Origin of the sequence: Nocardia flavorosea (genome assembly GCF_015477805.1) — a bacterium.
GTDB classification, from domain to species: domain Bacteria; phylum Actinomycetota; class Actinomycetes; order Mycobacteriales; family Mycobacteriaceae; genus Nocardia; species Nocardia flavorosea_A.
In genome coordinates this window covers 665,098-685,700 of record NZ_JADLQL010000003.1, presented here as the reverse complement: position 1 = coordinate 685,700, position 20,603 = coordinate 665,098, and the positions used below count along the sequence as shown (strand labels likewise).

Below are 20,603 nucleotides of genomic sequence, written 5' to 3'. Positions count from 1 at the left end.
CCGCCGGCCTTCACCAGCGGTTCCGCGTCTCCTCCGCCCAGCCGACCGCACCGTCGAGGTCCAGCCAGCGACCGTCGTCGGTGCGGGCGCGGCCGTGGAAATTCCCGAAACACTGGTGAACATCGTTGGCCAATACCAGCAGATCGGTTTTGGCCGTGCGCGTATGGAACGGCCGGAATTCGGCTTCGACCCGCTCACCGGTGATATGCCAGGGCCGCAGCCAGTTCTCGCGGTCGTAGTCCCACCGCAATTCGTCGCTGATCTTGTGCACCCGGCCGTCCACGACGAGGGCGTTCTCGGTGCTGCCGGTGCCCTCGGTCCATTTACCACCGAACTGGACCCCGAGCCCGGGCCGGTAACCGGCGGCCCAGTTCCAGCTGATGGCGTACGGCCATTTCCCGCGACCGTGATCCAGCACCGCGAAGGCGTGGTCGAATACGTACTCCCGTGAGCCCAGCATCAGCGTCCCGGAGGCCGGCCGGCCCACATCCTTGACCGTGTACTGGAAACGCCGCGCACTCCACGGCACAACCACCCCCAGCGACTCGTGGCCGGGCGGCAGCTCCGCCCGGACCGATAACCGCACATCTGCCGCACGGGCTTCGATCACGGTTGCGGTCGCGTCGTTCGACAACTCGATATCGACACCGCCACCGCGTACCGAATTCACCCCCTCCCCACTGCGCTCCCCCAGCACCGCTCCCCGCCCGAACGGCACCATCGCGTCCCGCACGGTCTCCTGCCCTGTCTCCCGGTCCAGCACGTAGATCCCGTGCACCCCGGCGTAATCGAGCGTGGACGCGACGATCCCCACGATATGTTCCGGGGTGACGACGCCCCAGTACTCCCAGCGTTTCCGGCGGCCCCACCCGCGCAGGTTCGCCCGGTGCAGGGGCCGGCGCGTCCACCCGACGGCGGCGGGGTCCAGCCGGCCGTCCGGGCGGCACAGGTCTACGGGTTCGGTGATCTCGCGTTCCGTTGCCATACCCGTCCGCAGCTCCTCGTCACTCGGCATCACATCGCAGCAGAGGACACTACTCGGCCGGGTGCGCCGAACCCGCGGACAGCAACTCCGCCAGGGCCGACGCCGTGTCCGGATGGTCCGCGAGCAACGCGCTCGCTGCCGGATACGGTGCGTCCCCGAGCTCTTGCCATTCGCCGTCGTGGCCCAGCAGCGCGGCGTAGGCGTCGCAGGCCGCGGGATGCGCGCGCAACAGGCCGGCCGCCGGGCCACCCGCCGCCGCGGCCGGTGCGGTACCGGCGGACCGGCGCGGTGGCCGGGCCCACGGCGGGACGAAGGATTCGATACCTGCCCCGTCGCCGGGGAAGGTCCGGCCGGCCTCCCTGGTCAAGGCCGGAATCAGCTCGCCCGCCTGGCCGCGCAGGGTGGTGATCAGGCTCGGCAGCCAAGGCAACAGGATCGCGTCGGGCAGCCGGCCGAAGGCCTTGGACAACAGCTCGACCACGAACGATTTGATCGACGGAACCGGGTCCATCGCCTGGATGAACCCCGACAGGTACTGCGGGAACGCCGGGACCACCAGCGGGTTCGCGAGCATCTCGTCACAACGTTGCCGCAGCTCGGGCAGGGTCAGCATGCCGAGCTGCAGCCGGGTGGCCCAGAGCAGCGCGACCTTGGCCGGGGCCTGCGGATGCGACTGCTGCACGGCCAGCTCGAGCTGACTGTGATCACAGCCCAGCGACAACGCCAGATTCTCCATGCCGAACAGGAAACCCAGCATGGCCGCGACGGGCCGGACACCGGTGCCGTCGTCGGTGAACGCGGTGGGCAGCAGGGTGCAGTAATGGGCGTAACCGGCGGTGACGAAACGACCGCACCAGGCAGGCAGACCGCTTTCGGTCGCGCGGTAGTAGTCGATCAGCGCCCTGATCCGGCGCAGCACCTCCGGCGCGCCGTCGACGGTCCGTTCGGCGGTGAGCAACTCCACCGCGCGGCCGCCGAGCTCGTCGGCCAGGCGTACCGATTTCAGGTACACCAGCGCGTCCTCGACCGCGGCCAGCGCACCTGCCGCCGAGGCTTGCGGGCCGTTGACCACCGTTCGCAGGCGCTGCTCGAGCACCTGCTCGAGAGTGACGCCCTCGTAGCCCAGCTCCACCAGGTCGCGTTGGTATTTACCGATCGCGACGTCCCAGCTTTCCTGGATGGACCGCTCACCGAGCCCGCGCGAGCCCATGATCGGGCGCACCGCCCCGCCGGGCAACAGTGTGCGCAGCATCCACAGCAGGTCCGAACCCGGGCGTAACTGCGGGTCGGCGTCCAGATCGAGCAGGGTGCGCTGGACCCGGGTATCGGTCGGGTCGATACCGAGTGCGGTCAGCCGGTCGTAGACATTCCGGGCGAGCGGCGGCAGGGCGTCGTAGCCGACCCGGCCGATCCGGTCACCGCCGAGCAGGATCTCGCACAGCCGGCGCACGTCGCGGCGGCCCGGCACCCGGTCCTTCTCGATACAGGTGATGGCCGCGTCCTGGAAGTCGTACGGCGTGGGCCGGGCCCGGCCGCGCATACCCGCCAGCAGGATTGCGGTCTCGTAGATCGCGATGGCGTCGGCGGTGCTGGCGAGATAGCCGTTACGGCGGGCCGAACGCACGATATCGACCGACCACTCCAGCAGTTCCGCCTCGTCGACCGTATCCAGACGTGGCGGGGTGGACAGGAAACCGGACAACTGATCCACGACAGCGGCCGATTCACCACCCGGCGGGGGCGACGCGAGCTTCGCAACACTCTTGTTCGCAGCCCCCTTCTTCGCAGCCCCCTTCTTCGCCGCGCCCGGGCCGGTAGCGAGGGCGAACGGGCGAAGACGCCCGCGTTTCACTCCCTTCGACCAGGTCGCGGCCGCGATCGAGACCGAACCTGCGGCCAGCCCGAACTGTGCCTCGATGGCCGAATGACTCGACGGGATCAGGCCGTACTGCCACGTGGTCCCGGTCCGGGGCTCGATCTCGAATGGGGCCCGGGACTCCAGGCCGAACTGCTCGACCCGGCTCGCGGCGTGGAATGCCCCGCACACATACAGGCAGGTGCCCGGGTCCGCACCGGTCTCGCTCAGGTGTTCACGCATCCGCGTCCACATATAGCGTTCGCGGTCCTCGTCGCGGTCGGTTCCGCTGGTCCGCAACCGCCGGAACAGGCTGCCGATGAGCACCATGACCTGCCGGTAGGTGTCGTAGTCGGCGGTCGACAGCGGCTGCTCCACGTACTGGTCCCACCACTCCGACCAGTGCCGCACCTTCCCGTGATGCAGCAGATGCGCCTCGAGATCGGCGAACTGCGGTCGGAGATCGCCGATCTCGATACCCACGGCCTCACCGTGCAGCTTCGTTTCCGCGGCCGTGGCCGCGGGCTCGGCGGCTTCCCGACCGGCAGCCGGCGATTCCGGCTCGGCCGCTACCGGCTCATCGTCTCGGGGCGACCATTGAAAGACGTGATCGGTGGAGCGGTCCACGCAGACCAGCTCCACCCCCGGTGTGGTCAGCGCATACGAGATGGCCTGGTACTCGGCCGAAGCCTCGGTGATCGGCGCGACCACCGACAGCGGTGCCCAGGTGACCGGAAAACCGTCGAGCTCGCCGGCCCACGCCTGCACCGCCACGGGGAGGGTGCAGTTACGCAGCTCGTCGAGCATCGGGCGCATATCCTCGCAGAGTTCGAGGTAGATCACCTTCGGCTGCTTCTCCCGCAGGCGGCGCACCATCGCCAGTCCGGAGGCGGGCGAATGGTGGCAGACCGGAAAGATCTCCAGCTTCTCCCGCAAGGCCCGGTCGACATCGTCGACCATGCCGGTGAGGATCTCCGCGATCGCTGCCGGCCCACCGGCGAACTCTTCCGCCGCGGTTCTCAGCTGCTCCCGCAGCGGCGCGAACGGAGTCACGAAAGCCTCGCGATGGCTTCGCGGCCGCCCTCCAGGAAGGGTTGCCAATCGCCGCCGAGGTCCTTACTGCGCGGCTCGACCACGCCGTGCCAGAACTTGTTGAGGATGGCCAGATCCTCCGGCGCACGGCGGACCAGCGAACCCACCAGCGACCCGGCCAGGATCTCCGGCCGCAGCGCGGCGTCGCCGAAGAACTGGCTGTGCAGGATGGCGTCCTCGAGTACGCCGATCTGCTCGGCGGTCGACAGCGCCGATTCCAGCTTCTCGTCGTCGCTACCGGCCGCGGCGGCCGCGGCACGCAGATCGGCGAAACTGTCGAGCAGGATATCGAGCAGGGTGGGCGGCAATTCCAGCTCGATCCGATGACGGCGCAACAGTTCCGCCGTACGGAAGCGCACGATCTCCGCTTCGCTGCGTTTGCTCGTGACCACCGGTATCCGCACGAAGTTGAAGCGCCGCTTCAACGCCGAGGACAGATCGTTCACGCCGCGGTCGCGGCTGTTGGCGGTGGCGATGATGGAGAAGCCCGGTTTGGCGAAGACGATATTGTCGGAATCGAGTTCGGGGATGGACACGTACTTCTCGGACAGGATCGAGATCAGTGCATCCTGCACATCGCTGGTGGAGCGGGTGAGCTCCTCGAAACGCCCGATCACGCCCTGCTCCATCGCGGTCATGATGGGCGAGGGGATCATCGATTCGCGCGACTGGCCCTTGGCGATCACCATCGAGATGTTCCACGAGTACTTGATGTGGTCCTCGGTGGTGCCCGCGGTGCCCTGTACGACCAGGGTGGAGTTGCGGCTGATGGCCGCCGAGAGCAGTTCGGCCAGCCAGCTCTTCCCGGTACCCGGATCGCCGATCAGCAGCAGTCCGCGGTCGGAGGCCAGGGTGACGATACTGCGTTCGACGAAACTGCGGTCCCCGAACCATTTCTGGTCGATCGTGCGGTCGAGGCCGTCGGCGCGTTCGGAACCGAGAATGAACAGCCGGACCATCTTCGGGCTCAGCCGCCACGCGAACGGTTTGGGCCCGGTATCGATGGATTCCAGCCAGTCCAGCTCCTCGGCGTATTTGATTTCGGCGGGAGCGCGCAGGGTGGTGTCTGTCATGGTGCGGAGGTCTCCTAGTCGAGAAAGTTCTTGAGTTCGTTGACGAGCTTCTGGATGCGGCCGGAGATCACCGGAGTGCCCATCGCCTTGAACCGTTCGCGGAACCAGGGGTTGACGCTCTGGTGCCCGGAGCTGTTGACGGAACCGACGGGGATGAATTTCACCCCGCTGCGGTGCACCGCCTGGATGCCCTCGAACAATGGCTGGGAACGGTCGAACTCGTAGAAGTCCGAGATCCACACCATCACGGTGTTGGCGGGATCGGCGATCTTGGGTTGTGCCATCGCCATCGCGACCGGCCCGTCGTTACCGCCGCCGAGTTTGGTGCGCAGCAGCACCTCGAACGGGTCGTGGATCCACGGCGTGAGGTCCAAGGCGCGGGTATCGAAGGCGATCAGGTGCACGTCGACCTTCGGCAGTCCGGCGAAGATGGAGGCGAGGATGGTGCAGTTGACCATCGAATCGACCATCGATCCCGACTGGTCGACCACCACGATCATCCGCGCGGGCACCGTCCGCTTGGCGGTCTGCCGGTAGAACAACCGGTCGACGTAGAGGCGTTCGTCCTCGGGGTTCCAGTTGGTGAGATTTTTCCAGATCGTGCGGTCCACATCGAGATTGCGCAGGATCCGCTTCGGCGGCACCGACCGGTCGACGGTGCCGGCCGAACTCTGCTGCACCTGGGTGCGGAGCACCTCGGCCACCTCGTCGACGTAGCGGCGGATCAGCCGCTTGGCATTGGCGAGCGCCACACCGGAAAGATTCGCCTTGTCGCGCAGCAACTGTTCGATCAGCGACATGCTCGGGGTGAGCTGCGCCGAGAGCACCGGGTCGGCGAGGACCTCGCGCAGATGCATCCGGGCCACGAGTTCGCCCTCGACCTTGCCGAGCGCGGCCTGGATATCACTGCCACCGTTACCGGAGCCGGCCAGCAGGGCACGCAGATGGCAGGCGTCGGCCTGCCAGTTCGCGAGCTGGGTGGCATCGACCGTGCCCGAACCGGTGGCGAACACGTTGAGCAGGAGTTTCGATATCAAGGCGGCATTGCGTACCTCGAGCTCGCGATTCCCGGTGGGTTCCGGCGCGTGGTCGTCGGGGCCGGAGACGGATACGTCCGCTTCGGGTCGGCGGGTCGTATCACCGGCTCCGCGGTCCGGGCCACCGGAGGCCGGATCCGGCGCAGCAGATCCGACTCCGGCCGCAGGAGGATCCGGGAGGGCGGCGGCCGAGTCCGCGACAGTTGCTCGCAGCCTGTCGAATTCACTCCTGAGCTCGGGGAACCGCTGGATCACCGTATCGACGGAGATGCCCGGATCCAGCAACGCGGCAGGTAATCCGAGGTCGTCGACGATCGAGATGCCGGCCGAGTCCAGGGTCGGCGGCGGTTCGGAGTCGAAGATTCCGGCGAGCAGACGCCAGTACAGGATCTGCCGCTGGGTTTCGCGGATATCGGGTTGCGCAGGGCCGGCCTGCTCGTGGGCTGTGGTCATTTGCGCAGCAACCGTCCCGCGCGTTCGCGCAGTACCTCCACCGCGTCACCGGATTTGGCCAGCGCTTTGGCGACCTTCGGATCGGTCGGGCCCTGCGCCCAGTCACCGGTGTGTGCGGAGGTCGTCGCTTTCTTGAACACGTACTCGACCGCGAGTGGGCGCAGCCGCCACTGTCCACCATCCCAGCGCACGAGCCCCAGGCAGGCTGTGGACTTGGTGACGAGGGCGGCAGTGAGCGGGCCGCTGCGAGGCAAACGGTCGAGTTCGACGCTCAGGCGATGACCGTCGATGAGGAAGGCGCCGTCTTCGAAGCGGTAGTTCTCCAGCAGCACCGGTTCCCCCAGGTGGACCGGGTGGCGGTCCAGTGGCGCGGCCGCGGCCGCGACGGCCTTCGGAAGCTGGATGCGGGCGGTGGTGAACGGATCGGCCGGTTCGCCGAGTTCGGCGTGCGCGTCCACCCACAGGAGATCGCCGGTTGTGTTGAGCGCCATGTCCGCGACCGTGATCGTCCGGCGTTCGGCCAGCGCCTGCAGCAGGTGCGGGTGCGCACCGAGAACTTGCCAGACGGCCGGGCCGACAATGGTATCGACCTTGGCCGCACCGATGCTCACGCGCACCAGCCGGGCCGGTCCGGCTCCGGTTTCGAGGACGGCGTGCACCTGTGCCTGCACCGCCGTACCGTGCTCGTGCACGTCGACGCCGATCGGCAGCAGCCGTCCCGATACGGTCTCGGCGGCTATTTCCTGCTCGCCCCGCCAGGTCAGCAGCAGGGCCTGCGACCACAGGTCGGCCCAGCGCCGCACCGGAATCCGGTCCAGTGTCGCGATCGGCGCGCCGGCGCGCAGTTCGGCGGCGAATCCGTCGAGCAGAACGGCCGGCCGACGCAGTTCGGGCGCGGCCCACAGTGCTTCGATCGTCCGATCGGCGGCGGAAACCAGTTCGTGGTCGACCCCGCGCCAGCCGTTGATCGCCAATTCCTGCAGCCAGGCCCGGCACCCCTGGACCGCACCGCCCGGTGCGGCGGCGGGCGGCGTAGTCGCCGCCGCGGTTTCGCGTTCCCGCCCGATCGCCGAATCGAAGCGGCGCAGCAGCGCATCGTGCACGGCGCCCAGCAGGGCTGCGCGGCCGGCGGCCAGCGCGCCGAGCTTCGCGGGTTCGATCGAACCCGTATCGAGCGCGGCGACGGCCTCGGCGACCGCCGCTGCCAGCGGCGATCCGGCCACGGCGGCGCTCAGGCCCGCAAGCGCGTCCCCGGCCTCCGCGCCGATTCGGCCGAAGCCGTCGAGAAGAGCGGTATCGAAACCGTCGATCACATCCAGTGCTTCGGTGACTCCGGGATCCGGTGCGGCGGTCAGCGCCGCCAACTGCATTCCGAGCATCAGGCCGGTGCCCCCGCCGCCGGGAACCAGTGCAATTCGGGTACCGGGGTCGTGGATCCGGGCTGTTCCAGATAGCTGAGGTGCCGCAGGAATCTGCTGAACACGACAGCCGCCGGGGTGGACGCACCGGACGTATCCAGACGGCCGAGAATATCGCCGTCCGCGGGCACGTCCACACCGAGGAACCGAGCAACCCGATCGATCCCGTATTGCAGCACCGCTTCGGCCAGCAGCGACCGAATATGCTTGCACGCATACCCGCCGGAGTGCCCGCCGCACGGCCTGTTGTTGTTGGTGCTGCAACTGAGCCCGTGCTCGCGCGCGGAAATCGACGATACGTAGACGCGCGCGATATCCGATCCGCTCGACACCACCCCCTGCAGTCGCCCGTCGGCCATCTCCACGAACGGCACCTTCGCAAGCTTGCGCGGCGCGACCACCGGCAGCATCTGCACCACCGAATAATGTTCCCGCGCTTGGTCATCGGAGCCCATGGGATCCCCTCCCGTCTGTCATCACACCGATCAACCTAAGCCACCCCACCGACAGAGATATCGGTCCCCGGTTCCCGAGGCCGCCACCGAGCTGGGCAACCACCACCCGGCCGGCGCGGTCAAGGCTTGGCGGCCTCCACCAGGGTCCGGGCGGAGTACGCGACAAAGGGCCCTTGCCGCTGTATCCGGTCGTGTAACCGGCGCAGGGTGTCGCGGTAGGTGTCGACGGTGAAACCGGGAACCAGCCAGATCACCTTTCGCAGGAAGTACACCACCGCGCCGATGTCGTGGAACTCCATCCGCAAGCGTTCGGTGCGCAGATCGGTGATCTCCAGACCGGCCGCCCGGGCGGCGGCGGACTCGTCGCGCGGATCCCGGGCCCGCCGGGCTTGCGGCTGTGGGCCGAGAAAGTATTCGACCAGTTCGAATACGCTCGCCGGCCCGACATGCTGGGCGAGGTAGGTTCCGCCCGATTGCAGCACCCGGGCGATCTCCTCCCACCGGACGGTCGCCGGATGCCGACATACGACCAGGTCGAACGCCGAATCGGCGAACGGCAGCGGAGCCTCGTCGGGTGTCGCGACGACGACAGCGCCCCGCGGGTGCAGCAGGGCGGTGGCCTTCGCTACGTTCGGTGGCCAGGATTCGGTGGCAACCATGGTCGGCGGGAAGATCGCGGCGCCGGCGAGGACCTCACCGCCACCGGTCTGGATATCCAGTGCCGCGGTGGCGGTTTCCAGCCGGGCACTCATGAGCCGCTGGTAACCCCACGACGGCCGCGCTTCGGTGGCCCGGCCGTCGAGCCACGAGAAATCCCAGCCCTCCACCGATACCGCCGCAGCCTCCCGCACCAGGTCCGCAAATGCCCGTTCCATAGGAGACCACCCTGGCATCCGCACCGGCCGGGGTCGACCGATTTCCCGGAGTCCCCCCATCCGATCGGGCTGCCGCCTCCTGCTCGGGGCTCGAAAGCCCCGGTACTCGGTCGGCGGCCCCTTTGCGCTTTATCCGGAAGTGCGGGAATTCCGGCTTCTCCCGCGCAGTACTGCTGGAATGCGAAATGGAAGTCAAGACTACCGTTTACGAATTATCTCAATACACTGGAATCCGCCGGGCGGCGATGGTTTCCGGCGTATCTCTGCGCACTATGTGTTCAGTTGCCGAGCAGCGTGAAAGGGCCGAGATGGACAGTGAACTCGACGAGAAAGCAACCCGGTTCCTCCGGAATCTGGAAATTCTCGATTTCGATTCCATGCGGGCGATGTGTACCGATACCGCCGTCGTATGGCACAACGACGGCACCGGAGATCAGCCGATCGCCGAGAAATTGAGCCGGCTCGAATCGCTTTCCGGGCAGGTGCTGTCACTGGAATACGAGATAGTCAGGCAGTTTTGCCGTCCACCGGAAGTACTGCAACAGAATATACTCCGGCTACGCCTCGAAGGCGGCACCGCCAGCGAAATTCATTCGGCGACGTATTTCCGATTCGACGGCTCGCTCATCGACCGGATGGAAGAATATACGTATACCGTTCCATCCACCGGCCGTAGGAGCGGCGCGGACAGTGGGCCAGGTGAGAGCCGGCCATGAGGGAGGGAAGAACAGCCGTCCCCGGCGGCACTGTCTGGTACCGGCGAGCAGGCCACGGCGGCGTACCGCTGCTCCTTGTCCACGGCGGCCCGGGCTACCCCAGCGATTTGTTGTTCGAAGCCTTCGAACCGCTGACCGCCGAACGGGAAGTCATCTGGTACGACCAGCTCGGAGTAGGGCGTTCGGATCCGATCGACGACACCGGACTGCTCACGGTGCCGCGTTTCCTGGACGAACTCGCGGCGGTGATCGACGGTCTCGGACTGCGGTTCCCGCATGTCTACGGCCACTCGTGGGGTGCGATGCTCGGGCTCCAGTTCGCCGCCCAGCGGGCACCCGAGTGGACGAGCCTGATCTGCGCCAACGGTTTGGCGAGCGTGCCCCGGTTCGAGAAGGAGGTCCGCGGCCTGCTGGCAGAGTTACCGGGCCGTGTTCTGGAGCGAACCTACGGACGTGAGCTCGATGCCACCGTGGACGATCCCGATTACCGGATAGCCCAGGAGGAATATCTGCGGGCACATATCGTCCGCACGGCGACGGTACGACTGGATCCGGAAAAAATGTGCCCGCTGACATTCCGGACAATGATCGGCGATGCGGACTACCACGTGACCGGAACCCTGGCCGATTGGGACATATTCGACATACTCGATCGAATCCGGGTCCCCACTCTGGTACTCGGCGGCGAATACGACGAGTGCGTCCCCACCCATCTGGCCGATATCGCCAGCCGCATACCCGATTCCGAGCACATCACCCAGCCCGGCGCGGCGCATATGGGCTTCCTCGAAGAGGAGCCCCTGCGCAGTGAGTACATTTCGATTATCCGTGACTACCTGCTGCGAGTAGAAATGCGCTCGTCACCGCGGTCCGGATCCTGATCGGCTCCGCGCGCCGCCCCACAGCCGTCCGGGCCGATGCTGCCGCAGGACACGGGCCGATCCGTTCGGAGCCGCCGATTCCGGCGTCGGCGGCCCGGACGGGCGGCGAGTAGGCTGGTCGGCACTGTGCTCCGTCGACCGAAGGAGTGCGAACGATGGAGTGGTTCCTGATCGCCGCGGCGATCGTCCTGGCGGCGCTTTTCCTCGTGTGGCGGTCCCGCCGGCGCGAACAACGCGCACTCGAGTTGACCGACGCACTGGCCGACGCCCGCCGCACCAACGAACGACTGGGCGGGCAGATCTACAATCTGACCGGCACAAACACCGCCGCGAAGCAGGCATTGGCCGACGCCGCCGAACGCCATACCGCCGCCGGCGGCCAGCTCGACCAGGCCGCCAGTACTGTCCAGGCTCACCTGGCGAAACAAACCGCGGTCGAGGGCCTGTATTACATCCGCGCCGCCCGAATCGCCATGGACATGGATCCCGGCCCCGCGGTGCCCGAACTCGCGGGCCGGGCGAGCGCGGGCGAAGTCAGCGAAGACCGGGAAATCGACTTCGAGAACCGGCGGATCGCCGCTTCACCGCACCCCTCGTCCGAAACACCGAACTACTACCCCGGCGGACGGGTGGCGGGGCGGCCGGTACCGGCCGGCTGGTACTCCGAACCGTGGTGGCGGCCCGCCTTGGTCGCCGGCGCCTGGGGAATCGGCTCGACGCTGCTGTTCACGTCGCTGTTCACCGGTATGGCGGGCGTCGGCTACGGCGCCCAGGGTTTCGAGAGTGGCTACGGCGAGGGTTTCCAGGACGGGCTATCGGCCGGTGAACAGGGCATGGGCGCCGGCGCGGAGGACGGCTGGGGCGACGGCGGCGACGACCGGGGCGGATTCGACTTCGGCGGATTCGACTTCTGAACTGCCGCCCGGAGTACCTGCCGTCCCGTCCGGCGGCCGGAGTCCGCCCATGGTGGCGGCCCGGTCACCGCCGTAGAATTGTGGCACAGAACAGCGCATCGGACCGGCCACCCGGAAGGCAGGTACACCAATGACGCATCACCATGACCCCCTCGCCGCCGGCACCCATACGGCCCATATCTGGCTCCGTGCCGTCGCCGACGATCTGGGCACCGAAGATCTCACGTTCGCCCTGCGCGCACTACGCGCCTGGATGCACACCGTCCGCGATCGGATAAGCGTGGCCAATTCCGCCCATCTCACCGCTCAGCTACCGGATTTCCTGCGCGGCATCTGGTACGAGGGCTGGGTACCGAGCCGGGTACCGGGCTCCCACGGTATCGCGGATTTCGTCGAAGAGTTCGCCGAGCGCAGCGGTATCCCGGTGGGCGATGTCCCGTTCACGGCGGGCTGTGTGACCTCCGCGCTCGACCGGATGATGTCGCCCGGCCAGATGAACCACGTATTCGCCGTGTTCCCGGATCGCTTGACCAGCGTGCTGCGCGGTGAGGAATTGCTGGCCGGAGCCTGAAACACGCCGGCGGCGATCGATACGCGCAGGTCGCCACCTGGTGCACGGCCGAACCGAGCGGTATGCACCACACAACGCCTGATACGCACTGACAGGCGGCGGACGCGTCGGCGACTTCCCGATTCACCCGGCACAGGCGTGCCCTGCCCTGGAGCCGTGTGATCGCGCTGGGGCACTTCTGGCTGCACCGCCGGGTTCCGCATCGCCCGGAATGGGAGAACGCCGAGGACGGTAACCATATGAAAGCTGACTGCCGGCCGAAGAAGATATAATCTCTGGTCGGGGCTTCTATTCAGCGGATTGCAGGCTTACTCTCTCTCAGGACGAATCCGCCGATATGCGACAGAGGACCCTCCGGCGACCCGGAACAGTTTTCCGTAATTAACTATCCACAGCGGATATTCAATAACGGATAACGATATTCCAGAAGCACGGATATCGATGTTTTCGACCACGGAATGATGAGAACCGGCTATATTTTAAAAATCCATTTCGGAGGGTTCGACATCCAGTCGTACCGTTGCTCGACATTTCTTGGAGATAGCCATGAGACCCACCTCATCCATGCTTCGTGCCGGCATTCTTCTTCCGGCGGCCGTCGCCACCGCATTTTGTTTGGCCGCACCGGCGAACGCCGCCGCAGTCGACGTGAACTGGGACTGCCGGGGCACGATCTTCGGCATAGGCCAAACCTCGACCATGGCCACCTCGGTCACCGGCACCGCGCCGAGCTCGGCGGCGGCGGGGTCCGCGGTGGCCATCACCATCACACCGGGCAGCTCGTCGGTTCCCAGTTCGGCCTCCGGCTTCACCGTGAACAACATCAGCGATCTGGAGATGACCATTCCGACTCCGGCGAATTCGACATTGGTCTCGGCTACCGCCTCCGGAGGCACCGTGCCCGGCACCGTCTCCACGTCGGGTGGAAATATCGTTCTGACCGTACCGGGCCCGATCGCCGGCGGCACCAGCTTCACTCCGCCGGCGGTGACGATCAACGTCACCGCCGGCGCCGCCGGAACACCGATAACCAGCAAGTACGCGGGTACCAGCTACACCAGTCCCGGCATGACCATGACGACCAACGTCGCATTGGTCGGCAATGTCGCGACTTCGTGCTACCCGGATCCGTCCCCGACCCTCACCACCACGACTGTCAGCTGAGCCTGCGGACAGTCGCCACGGCGTATCGACCGGCGCCCGGCGGTGAACACACCCGGACCGAGCTGCCCCAGCAGCCCGGTCCGGGTCCCGTCACCTCCGGGCAGCGACGCGCACTCGACAGTGATTGCCCCACTTGGCGTTTGATGCAGCGGCAAGCACTTCGACCGAATAATGAGATGCACCGTATCGCATCGGCCGCTGTGTCGTACAGTGCATATCCGACACAGCGACGGTTGCTTCGGTGGCCGGCGCGGTGCCCGCTTTCGTGATGATCGCCAGCCGCGGTTCGGGCCGGCGGTCAATCGATCGACAGGAGCCCCCATGCCCGCTTCACACGCCCGGCGGCGCTTCCTATCGCACGCAGGGAAGACAACGGCGCACACCCGTCGTTCCCCGGCTCCCCTCGATCCGCGCCGCGTCACCGCGGCCTCCGGTATTCACCGATCCCATCGATCTCCCTGACTCCGAACGGAATCGCACTCTCGACAAGGGATCGCCCCCTGTGTGGCGACCTCTGCCGAATGATTTTCATGTTTCGATTGATCGAGGGAAATGTCTATGTGCCCGAAAACAACCGAACCCGCCCGGATCTCGGTCGAGCTCAAAACGGCCTTGGAGTTCTATCACGGAACCGTCGAGGACCTGATCCGCGAATTGATCAGAGTGCTGGGTGTGAACGAAACCGACCGGCGGGCATTGGAAATCCTGCTGCTCGAGGACGAGAAGACTACGACGCCGGGAATGCTGGCCGAACGGCTCGGGCTCACCCCTGCCGGTGTGACGATCATGCTCAACCGGCTGGAGAAGCAGGGGTACATCACCCGGTCACTGCACCCGACCGATCGCCGGCGCGTGATCGTGATGGCCACCGAACTAGCCGGCCGCCGCGTCCAAGAACTCGTCGTACCCATGATCGTCGAGAATTACAAGATGCTGCTGAGTTCGTACAACTCCGCCGAACTCGACATAATCGCCGACTTTCTCGCCCGCGCGGGCGAACTACACCAACTCCACTGGAAACGGCTACGTGATCTGGCCCCGTATCTTCCCGCAGGGACTACGGCGCGAGGACCTTCAGCGCCGCGGGCCGCACAGTCACGGTAGTGGGCAGCAATCCGAGGTCCTCGCCGTCGGCGCCGACCGGGATGGGACGGTCGGTGGCGACGGATGCCGAGACACCGCGTACGCGGGTGACATCGGAGCGCTGCAGATGGGAACCGTGTCCGAGTTGGCTCTGGAAACGCAGGAAGTGACGCTTCTTCGTCGCGCGCACGATCAGTACGTCGAGCAGCCCGTCGTCGACAACGGCGCCGGGCACGATATCGAGGCCATGGCCGTAGGTGCCCGAGTTGGCTACTACGACCATATGAGCGAGGGTTGTGATCGTTTCGCCGTCGACGGTGACCGTGAACGTCGGTGGTTTCCAGCCGAGGAAAGTCTCGACCGGCGTGAGTCGGTAGTTCAGTTTGCCCGGGAGCCGACGGCGCGCGTTGATTCGCAGGGTTGCCACCGAATCCAACCCGGCGTAGACGTTTCCGGGTACGATGGTGCCGCCGGCGTCGAGCACATCGATCGCGCGCGGTTCACCGGTGATCAGCAGGTTCGCCAATGCCCGGGGATCGGAAGGTATTCCGAGCTTGCGGGCCAGGTCGTTGCCGCGTCCCGCCGGGGCGATACCCAGCACACCTGCCCCGGCCGCGACCACACCCGCGCACGCGGCCAGCACCAGACCGTCACCGCCCACGGCGACCACGACGTCCCCGTTGGCTGCTGCCGCCGCGGCGATCTCGGTGGCATGCTCACTGCTGCGCGTCAACTCCACCGAGACCTGCGCGCCCGCGGCCGTGGCGATTTCGGCCAGCTCCCGCCACCGATCGGCGGCGACACCGGCACCGGAGATCGGATTGACCAGCGCGGTGAAATGCCGGCTCATTGCGGCCGCCCCGGCGCGACCGGCTCGGCGCGCTCACCGCCGATCCCGGCGGCTTTGCACAACAGCGCTTCGGCGCCCGCGGCAAGTGATCCGTCATGGCCGTCTGTGCCCTGCCCCCACCAACGCGTGCAGCTCATCCAGCGTCTCCTTCGCAGCCCGGCCTATCTGATCCGTAGTCGTATCAGTTTGTATTCGATACTGCCCGGTGTCAACATCGAGTTGTGCCACCTTCCACTCGCTCTTACCGAGGAGCCTCAGCCGACCAGCGCAGAGCCGAGCGACGCGAACGGTTGATCCAGGCGGCCATAGAAGTCTTCGGCACTGCCGGTTACCGCGGCGCCACCATAGAATCGGTGAGTTCGGAAGCCGGCCTGATCAAGCGCTACTTCTACGAGTCCTTCGACGACCTCGAATCGCTGCTCTGCGCCGTCTACGAGCCGATCGTGCAGGAACTACGCGACGAAGTCATCGGCCGCGCCGCGCAAGCCGCCACCGTATCCGGCCTCGTCACCGCCGCCCTGACGGGATTCCTCGACTTCACCGCTCGCGACACCCGCAAATCGCGCATCCATCTCGTCGAAGTCCTCGGGGTCAGCCCACGCGTCGACGCCATCTATCGCGAAGCGGGCCGCGATTTCGCGACTGCCCTGGCCGGCCTCATCGTGGCCCGCCTGCCCGGCCCTCTGCCGCAGTCCCAGCAGATGATCCTGGGTTCGACGGTCGTCGGCGCCGGACTCCACCTCGCCACCCAATGGTTCCTCGACGATTTCCACCCACCCGGGGAATCCCTGATCGCCGACGCATCCAGCGTGTTCACCGTGCTCCTCGCCGGTCTCGACGAACCGGACACCACCGATATCGACCGCAGATCCGAGCGTCGGTGATCAGCAGTGCCTCACCGATCGCGCCGCACGATCGACGGTGCTGAACCAGCATCACGACACGCGACGCCCGCCGGCCATCGACCGGGAGGCGTCGCGGCGGCCTGACGATGCGGCCGGGTGACGTCCGGCGGAAGTGGCTCCCGCCGCGGGTACACGCTCGTATGTCGGTGCCCGTTGCTAACTTTCGCTCGAAACGCAACAACGAAGAGCGGGAACAGTATGACTGCGGCAACGACGACCTATCTGGAGCTGTCGGAAGAGGCAGGGTCGGCGCACAAGTTCTACGAGGTCGTCGTGGACGACACTCGGGTCACCATCCGGTACGGGCGCATCGGCGAACAAGGCCAGAGCAAGGTCAGTTCCTTCGCCGATGCACAGAAGGCGCATGCGGCGGCGCAGAAGAAGATCAACGAGAAGAAGCGGAAAGGCTACGCACCGGCCGTACCGGGTGCGCGCTCGGCCCGCCCGGTCACGCGACGCGCCATAGCCAGCCGTCGCTCCACCGCTCGTACCGCGCCGGTGCTGTGGAGCTTCGATTCCGGTGCCGCGACCTTCGGGATTTTCATCGACAGCGAACGCTGCTGGGTGGGCAACGAGAACGGGGATGTGTTCACGCTGACACCCGGTGGCGATGTGGTCGGCCGATTCCGGTTGCCGAACTCCGTGAAATGCATAGTCGCCGACGACTTCTGGATCTATGCCGGCTGCGACGACGGTCGCGTCTACGACCTGTCGGGCAAGGTCCCCCGGGCAGCCTACGATATCGCCGCGAATGTCGATATCTACTGGCTCGATATCCACGACGGCATCCTCGGTGTCTCCGACGTGGAGGGCGGACTCACCGTTATCGATCATGAGGAGGAGTCGCTGTGGAACCGCCGCAGCCACGGCGATTCCGGCTGGATGGTGCGAATCGACGACGACGGCGTCTACCACGGCCACTCGGCCGGGGTCACGAAATACGACCTGGTCGACGGAAGCCACCGATGGAACCGGGACACCGGCGGCCCCGTACTGTTCGGCTGGCAGGAGGCCGAAGCCGTATACGCGGGCACCGCACGTAACCAGGTCAGGATGGTGGACAAGGCCGGCCGGTCGGACCGGTCGTTCCAATGCGATGCAGCGGTGTACTCGTGCGCGGCCTCGCCGGACGGGCGGTACGTCTTCGCCGGCGACAACTTCTCGTCGGTCTACTGCTTCGATGCCGACGGGCGGCGCCTCTGGAAACTCGGCACCGGCTGCGGTTCGGCCTATTCGATGCAATACCACGACGCACGGCTGTACCTCGTCACCACCAGCGGCACCCTGGCCTGCCTCGATGTGAGCGAGACCGCCGTCCACGACGCCGAACAGGGCCTCCTGCCACAGACCGTTTCCGTGAAGGCGCCCCCGATGGCCGCGGTGGTACCCAGCAGCACCCTGGAGGTTGCCACCGACAGTTCCGGCGGAATAGTCGTCGAATGCGTCGACGTGGACGGACGGCTGCGTGTGCACGTCGTCTCCCCCGGCTTCCAACGAGAATGGAACGTACAGTTCCCTCGTGATATCAGGCAGGCCGGTACCCGCTATGTAGTGGACGGGGTGACCGAATCCGCTCGCGGTGGGTTCTACCGGGTGCGGGGCGATATCCGCCGATTGAGCTGATTCGAGTGAGGTCGTAGCCACAGGTCCGACAAACCGACGACGGGCGGTCAGCGTCCAGCCGGACCACGGGCTGCTCGGCCCAGCTACCTCGACCGAGTCGGAGTGGAACGCCCGCGCCACTGCCGGTCTCCCGCTCGCCGAGACCGGCGCGGACACCGATGCGACGCGGCCCGGCCTCGAGCCACATCATGTCCGCCTTCCAGTTGCGAGCCGAACACTTCCACCTCGTCAGCAGCGTTGTCCCGCAGGCGTCCACGGCCATTCGCCGCTCGGAGCGCGAAGCTGGCCCGCGTTCCAGAGTTCGGTCGTGGTGAAAAGCCTCGCGGGCCGGGCCGGAGGCTGCGACGCCCTTGCCGACCCGGCCGGTCAGCAGTCTGAGAAGCCCGGTCAGGGCAGGATGGAGTCGATGTAGCCGCCGTCCACGCGTACGGCGCCGCCAGTGGTAGCGGAGGCGTACGGCGAGGCGAGATAGACGACCAGGTTGGCGATCTCTTCGGGTTCGATGAGGCGTTGCAGCAGCGATTGCGGGCGGTAGCGGACCATGAATTCGTGCTGCGCCTGTTCCCAGGGCAGGTCATCGCCGACGAGCTCACGGACGAAGTCCTCGACGCCGCCGGTATGGGTGGGGCCCGCAAGTACGGAGTTGACGGTGACGCCGGTGCCGGCGGCGTCCTTGGCGAAGCCGCGAGCGACGGCGAGCAACGACGTCTTCGTCATCCCGTAGTGGATCATCTCGGCGGGGACCACGACGGCGGAATCGCTGGCGAGGTTCAGCACGCGACCCCAGTCCTGCTTTTTCATCCCGGGCAGGTATGCGCGAATCAGGCGTACGGCCGACAGGACGTTGACCTCGAAGTAGCGGCGCCATTCGGCGTCGTCGATCTCCAGGGGCGCGGCGGCGCCGAAGATACCGAGGTTGTTGACGAGAATATCGACCGTCGGCACGGCCGCCACCACGGCCGCCGCGCCCTCTTCCGTGGCGAGATCCCCCGCTGCGCCGGTGACCATCTCGCTGCCGGACTCGACGCGCACCGTACCGACGGCGGCTGCGACACGGTCGGCGCCGCGGCCGTTTACGACGACGTGCGCGCCGGCCTGGGCGAGTCCGATGGCGATGGCCTGGCCGATGCCCTGCGTGGAGCCGGTGACCAGCGCGGTGCGGCCGGACAGATCGATCTGCATAGCGTTCCCTTCGTCGGTGCGAGCTCAGTTGAAGATGTCCGGATCGGGCCGGTACGCAGATCCGGGTCGAGGCCCGCGAGTGCGGTCATTCTGGCGAATACGTCGGCGCGTGACGGATTTCGGAATCGCGATGGTGCGGTTCTGTAAGTGTCAGCGCAGCACGGCCTGCGCCGAGGTTACGCCATGGACCTCGGCGATCCGCACTATCACGTCGCTACTGAGAACTGCGGCGGTGATCTGGCCGAGTCCCCCCGGTCTCACGACATCGATACCGACGTTCGCGACCCATCCGATCTACAGCTTCCTGAGAAACCCGGGCCAGCGGCCCACGTCTCGAAACCTTGGCAAACGCCAATCCGGCTATGCCGTGCTCCGAGTACGGTGGAGACGCTGTGCGGGAGGACCCGGACCGCGCCCCGGAATCCTGAAGCCAGCCCGCGCTGCAAGGTAGCGATCCGCGCCCCTTCAGGCCCTGGTCTACAACAGGCCACAGTGACCGTCGAGCACCACGGTGCACAGCGGCACCCCGAGGTCTCCCCTCCAGGCCGGTCGACACGTCCCAGGTCCGTACATTTCAGGCGGGAACGACGAGGGACATCCGGGCTCAGGACTGTGACAACGTCGTCACACCCCCCGCCGCCGCGGTTCTCGGCCGCGCTCTTGCAGATGGGTAAGGAGTCGAGGGGCCACCAGACCTGGTTAATGAGTCTTTCGTCCACGCCGCCCTGTCCGCCTTGTAGGCGGGTAATGTTCTCGAGGGCGTGGTTTCGATGCGGCGGTAGCCGAAGTTGCGGTACACCTGCGTGATCGTCGACAGCACATGGTCGCGGGTGGCGACTTCCTCGGGGAGTAGGTCACGCATGCCGCGGGCGGGGATGTTGTCAACCTTCACGAAGTATGTCCTTCACATCTCGAGGGCAGCTGGGCGAATACGCGGGCGAATTCGCTCAAGGCCCCGGCGAATTCCCGCAGGCCGAACGCCTGCACCACCACGCCCACCACCTGGAAGGATGAACCCAATGGCGACCAACCTCGAAGACCTCATCACCGAAGCCGAGCGCGACGGCGTCCAGCAACTCGTCGTCGGCGCGGTCGTCGAATACGACGGGCGCGTCCTGCTGCTGCGCCGACACGGCGACGACTTCATGGGCGGCATCTGGGAACTGCCCAGCGGCAAAGTCGAACCCGGCGAAAACCTCGACCACGCACTCGCCCGTGAAGTCGAAGAGGAAACCGGCCTCCAGGTTACCGGCATCGGTCGCTACATCGACAGCTTCGACTACTGCTCCGGTAGCGGAAAACACAGCCGCCAATTCAACTTCACCGTCCACTGCGCCGTCCCCGAACCCGTCCGGCTCACCGAACACGACGCCTACACCTGGACCCCACTCACCGGAGAACCGCCCGTCACCGACGCCGTCAAACAGACTCTCACCACCTACCGAAACGCCGCCTGAACGGCGAGATCATC

20 protein-coding genes are annotated in these 20,603 nt (G+C 66.6%); 9 read left to right on the top strand and 11 right to left on the bottom strand.

Annotated features, from left to right (window positions below):
- Nucleotides 1-10 precede the first annotated feature (10 nt).
- The 7 genes from IU448_RS18435 to IU448_RS18405 all read right to left on the bottom strand — a co-directional run bounded on the left by IU448_RS18435 (nucleotide 11) and on the right by IU448_RS18405 (nucleotide 9,243).
- Nucleotides 11-985, bottom strand: coding sequence for a DUF2804 domain-containing protein (locus tag IU448_RS18435; protein WP_195056832.1), 975 nt, complete (start codon nucleotides 983-985; stop codon nucleotides 11-13).
- Nucleotides 986-1,034: 49 nt separating this feature from the next.
- Nucleotides 1,035-3,893: a DUF5682 family protein gene (locus tag IU448_RS18430; RefSeq protein ID WP_195056831.1), complete on the bottom strand. Its 2,859-nt coding sequence runs from the start codon at nucleotides 3,891-3,893 to the stop codon at nucleotides 1,035-1,037.
- On the bottom strand, nucleotides 3,890-5,005 hold the full coding sequence (locus IU448_RS18425; RefSeq protein WP_195056830.1) for an ATP-binding protein: 1,116 nt from the start codon (nucleotides 5,003-5,005) through the stop codon (nucleotides 3,890-3,892). The genes IU448_RS18430 and IU448_RS18425 overlap by 4 nt, the downstream gene beginning before the upstream one ends.
- A gap of 14 nt (nucleotides 5,006-5,019) precedes the next feature.
- Complete coding sequence (locus tag IU448_RS18420; protein WP_195056829.1) at nucleotides 5,020-6,495, bottom strand: vWA domain-containing protein; 1,476 nt, start codon at nucleotides 6,493-6,495, stop codon at nucleotides 5,020-5,022.
- A complete protein-coding gene (locus IU448_RS18415) occupies nucleotides 6,492-7,865 on the bottom strand; it encodes a hypothetical protein (RefSeq protein ID WP_228813334.1) in 1,374 nt (457 codons plus the stop codon). Before IU448_RS18415 ends, IU448_RS18420 begins: the two co-directional genes overlap by 4 nt.
- Before the next feature lie 8 nt (nucleotides 7,866-7,873).
- On the bottom strand, nucleotides 7,874-8,368 hold the full coding sequence (locus tag IU448_RS18410) for a hypothetical protein (protein WP_195056827.1): 495 nt from the start codon (nucleotides 8,366-8,368) through the stop codon (nucleotides 7,874-7,876).
- Between the two features lie 119 nt (nucleotides 8,369-8,487).
- Nucleotides 8,488-9,243, bottom strand: coding sequence for a class I SAM-dependent methyltransferase (locus IU448_RS18405; protein WP_195056826.1), 756 nt, complete (start codon nucleotides 9,241-9,243; stop codon nucleotides 8,488-8,490).
- Between the two features lie 185 nt (nucleotides 9,244-9,428).
- Here IU448_RS18405 and IU448_RS18400 point away from each other — a divergent pair, with 185 nt between their 5' ends.
- The 4 genes from IU448_RS18400 to IU448_RS18385 all read left to right on the top strand — a co-directional run bounded on the left by IU448_RS18400 (nucleotide 9,429) and on the right by IU448_RS18385 (nucleotide 12,325).
- Complete coding sequence (locus IU448_RS18400; RefSeq protein WP_195056825.1) at nucleotides 9,429-9,959, top strand: nuclear transport factor 2 family protein; 531 nt, start codon at nucleotides 9,429-9,431, stop codon at nucleotides 9,957-9,959.
- Nucleotides 9,956-10,840, top strand: a complete 885-nt coding sequence (locus tag IU448_RS18395) for a proline iminopeptidase-family hydrolase (RefSeq protein WP_195056824.1) — start codon at nucleotides 9,956-9,958, stop codon at nucleotides 10,838-10,840. Before IU448_RS18400 ends, IU448_RS18395 begins: the two co-directional genes overlap by 4 nt.
- Before the next feature lie 155 nt (nucleotides 10,841-10,995).
- Nucleotides 10,996-11,754, top strand: a complete 759-nt coding sequence (locus tag IU448_RS18390) for a DUF1542 domain-containing protein (protein WP_195056823.1) — start codon at nucleotides 10,996-10,998, stop codon at nucleotides 11,752-11,754.
- A 130-nt stretch (nucleotides 11,755-11,884) separates the two neighbouring features.
- Nucleotides 11,885-12,325 carry a DUF2267 domain-containing protein gene (locus tag IU448_RS18385; protein WP_195056822.1) on the top strand — a complete coding sequence of 147 codons (441 nt, stop codon included), beginning with the start codon at nucleotides 11,885-11,887 and terminating at the stop codon, nucleotides 12,323-12,325.
- 479 nt (nucleotides 12,326-12,804) lie between these two features.
- Here IU448_RS18385 and IU448_RS18380 read toward each other — a convergent pair whose 3' ends face one another.
- Nucleotides 12,805-13,170 carry a hypothetical protein gene (locus IU448_RS18380; protein WP_195056821.1) on the bottom strand — a complete coding sequence of 122 codons (366 nt, stop codon included), beginning with the start codon at nucleotides 13,168-13,170 and terminating at the stop codon, nucleotides 12,805-12,807.
- Here IU448_RS18380 and IU448_RS18375 point away from each other — a divergent pair.
- Both IU448_RS18375 and IU448_RS18370 read left to right on the top strand, forming a co-directional pair.
- Nucleotides 13,163-13,489, top strand: a complete 327-nt coding sequence (locus tag IU448_RS18375; RefSeq protein ID WP_228813332.1) for a hypothetical protein — start codon at nucleotides 13,163-13,165, stop codon at nucleotides 13,487-13,489. The two genes, IU448_RS18380 and IU448_RS18375, sit on opposite strands and share 8 nt — an antisense overlap.
- 558 nt (nucleotides 13,490-14,047) lie before the next feature.
- Nucleotides 14,048-14,593 carry a MarR family winged helix-turn-helix transcriptional regulator gene (locus tag IU448_RS18370; RefSeq protein ID WP_195056820.1) on the top strand — a complete coding sequence of 182 codons (546 nt, stop codon included), beginning with the start codon at nucleotides 14,048-14,050 and terminating at the stop codon, nucleotides 14,591-14,593.
- On the opposite strand, the gene IU448_RS18365 is transcribed toward IU448_RS18370, so the two are convergent.
- Entirely contained in the window at nucleotides 14,547-15,422 is an 876-nt protein-coding gene (locus IU448_RS18365; protein WP_195056819.1) for a diacylglycerol/lipid kinase family protein, read from the bottom strand. The genes IU448_RS18370 and IU448_RS18365 overlap by 47 nt on opposite strands.
- Complete coding sequence (locus IU448_RS18360; RefSeq protein WP_195056818.1) at nucleotides 15,419-15,559, bottom strand: hypothetical protein; 141 nt, start codon at nucleotides 15,557-15,559, stop codon at nucleotides 15,419-15,421. The genes IU448_RS18365 and IU448_RS18360 overlap by 4 nt, the downstream gene beginning before the upstream one ends.
- An 84-nt stretch (nucleotides 15,560-15,643) precedes the next feature.
- Between IU448_RS18360 and IU448_RS18355 the strand changes: the two genes are divergently transcribed.
- Nucleotides 15,644-16,306 carry a TetR/AcrR family transcriptional regulator gene (locus IU448_RS18355; protein ID WP_195056817.1) on the top strand — a complete coding sequence of 221 codons (663 nt, stop codon included), beginning with the start codon at nucleotides 15,644-15,646 and terminating at the stop codon, nucleotides 16,304-16,306.
- A 219-nt stretch (nucleotides 16,307-16,525) separates the two neighbouring features.
- Entirely contained in the window at nucleotides 16,526-17,950 is a 1,425-nt protein-coding gene (locus IU448_RS18350) for a WGR domain-containing protein (protein WP_195056816.1), read from the top strand.
- A gap of 387 nt (nucleotides 17,951-18,337) precedes the next feature.
- On the opposite strand, the gene IU448_RS18345 is transcribed toward IU448_RS18350, so the two are convergent.
- Nucleotides 18,338-19,132: an SDR family NAD(P)-dependent oxidoreductase gene (locus tag IU448_RS18345; protein ID WP_195056815.1), complete on the bottom strand. Its 795-nt coding sequence runs from the start codon at nucleotides 19,130-19,132 to the stop codon at nucleotides 18,338-18,340.
- Nucleotides 19,133-20,151: 1,019 nt separating this feature from the next.
- Here IU448_RS18345 and IU448_RS18340 point away from each other — a divergent pair.
- A complete protein-coding gene (locus IU448_RS18340) occupies nucleotides 20,152-20,589 on the top strand; it encodes an NUDIX domain-containing protein (protein WP_195056814.1) in 438 nt (145 codons plus the stop codon).
- Nucleotides 20,590-20,603 lie beyond the last annotated feature (14 nt).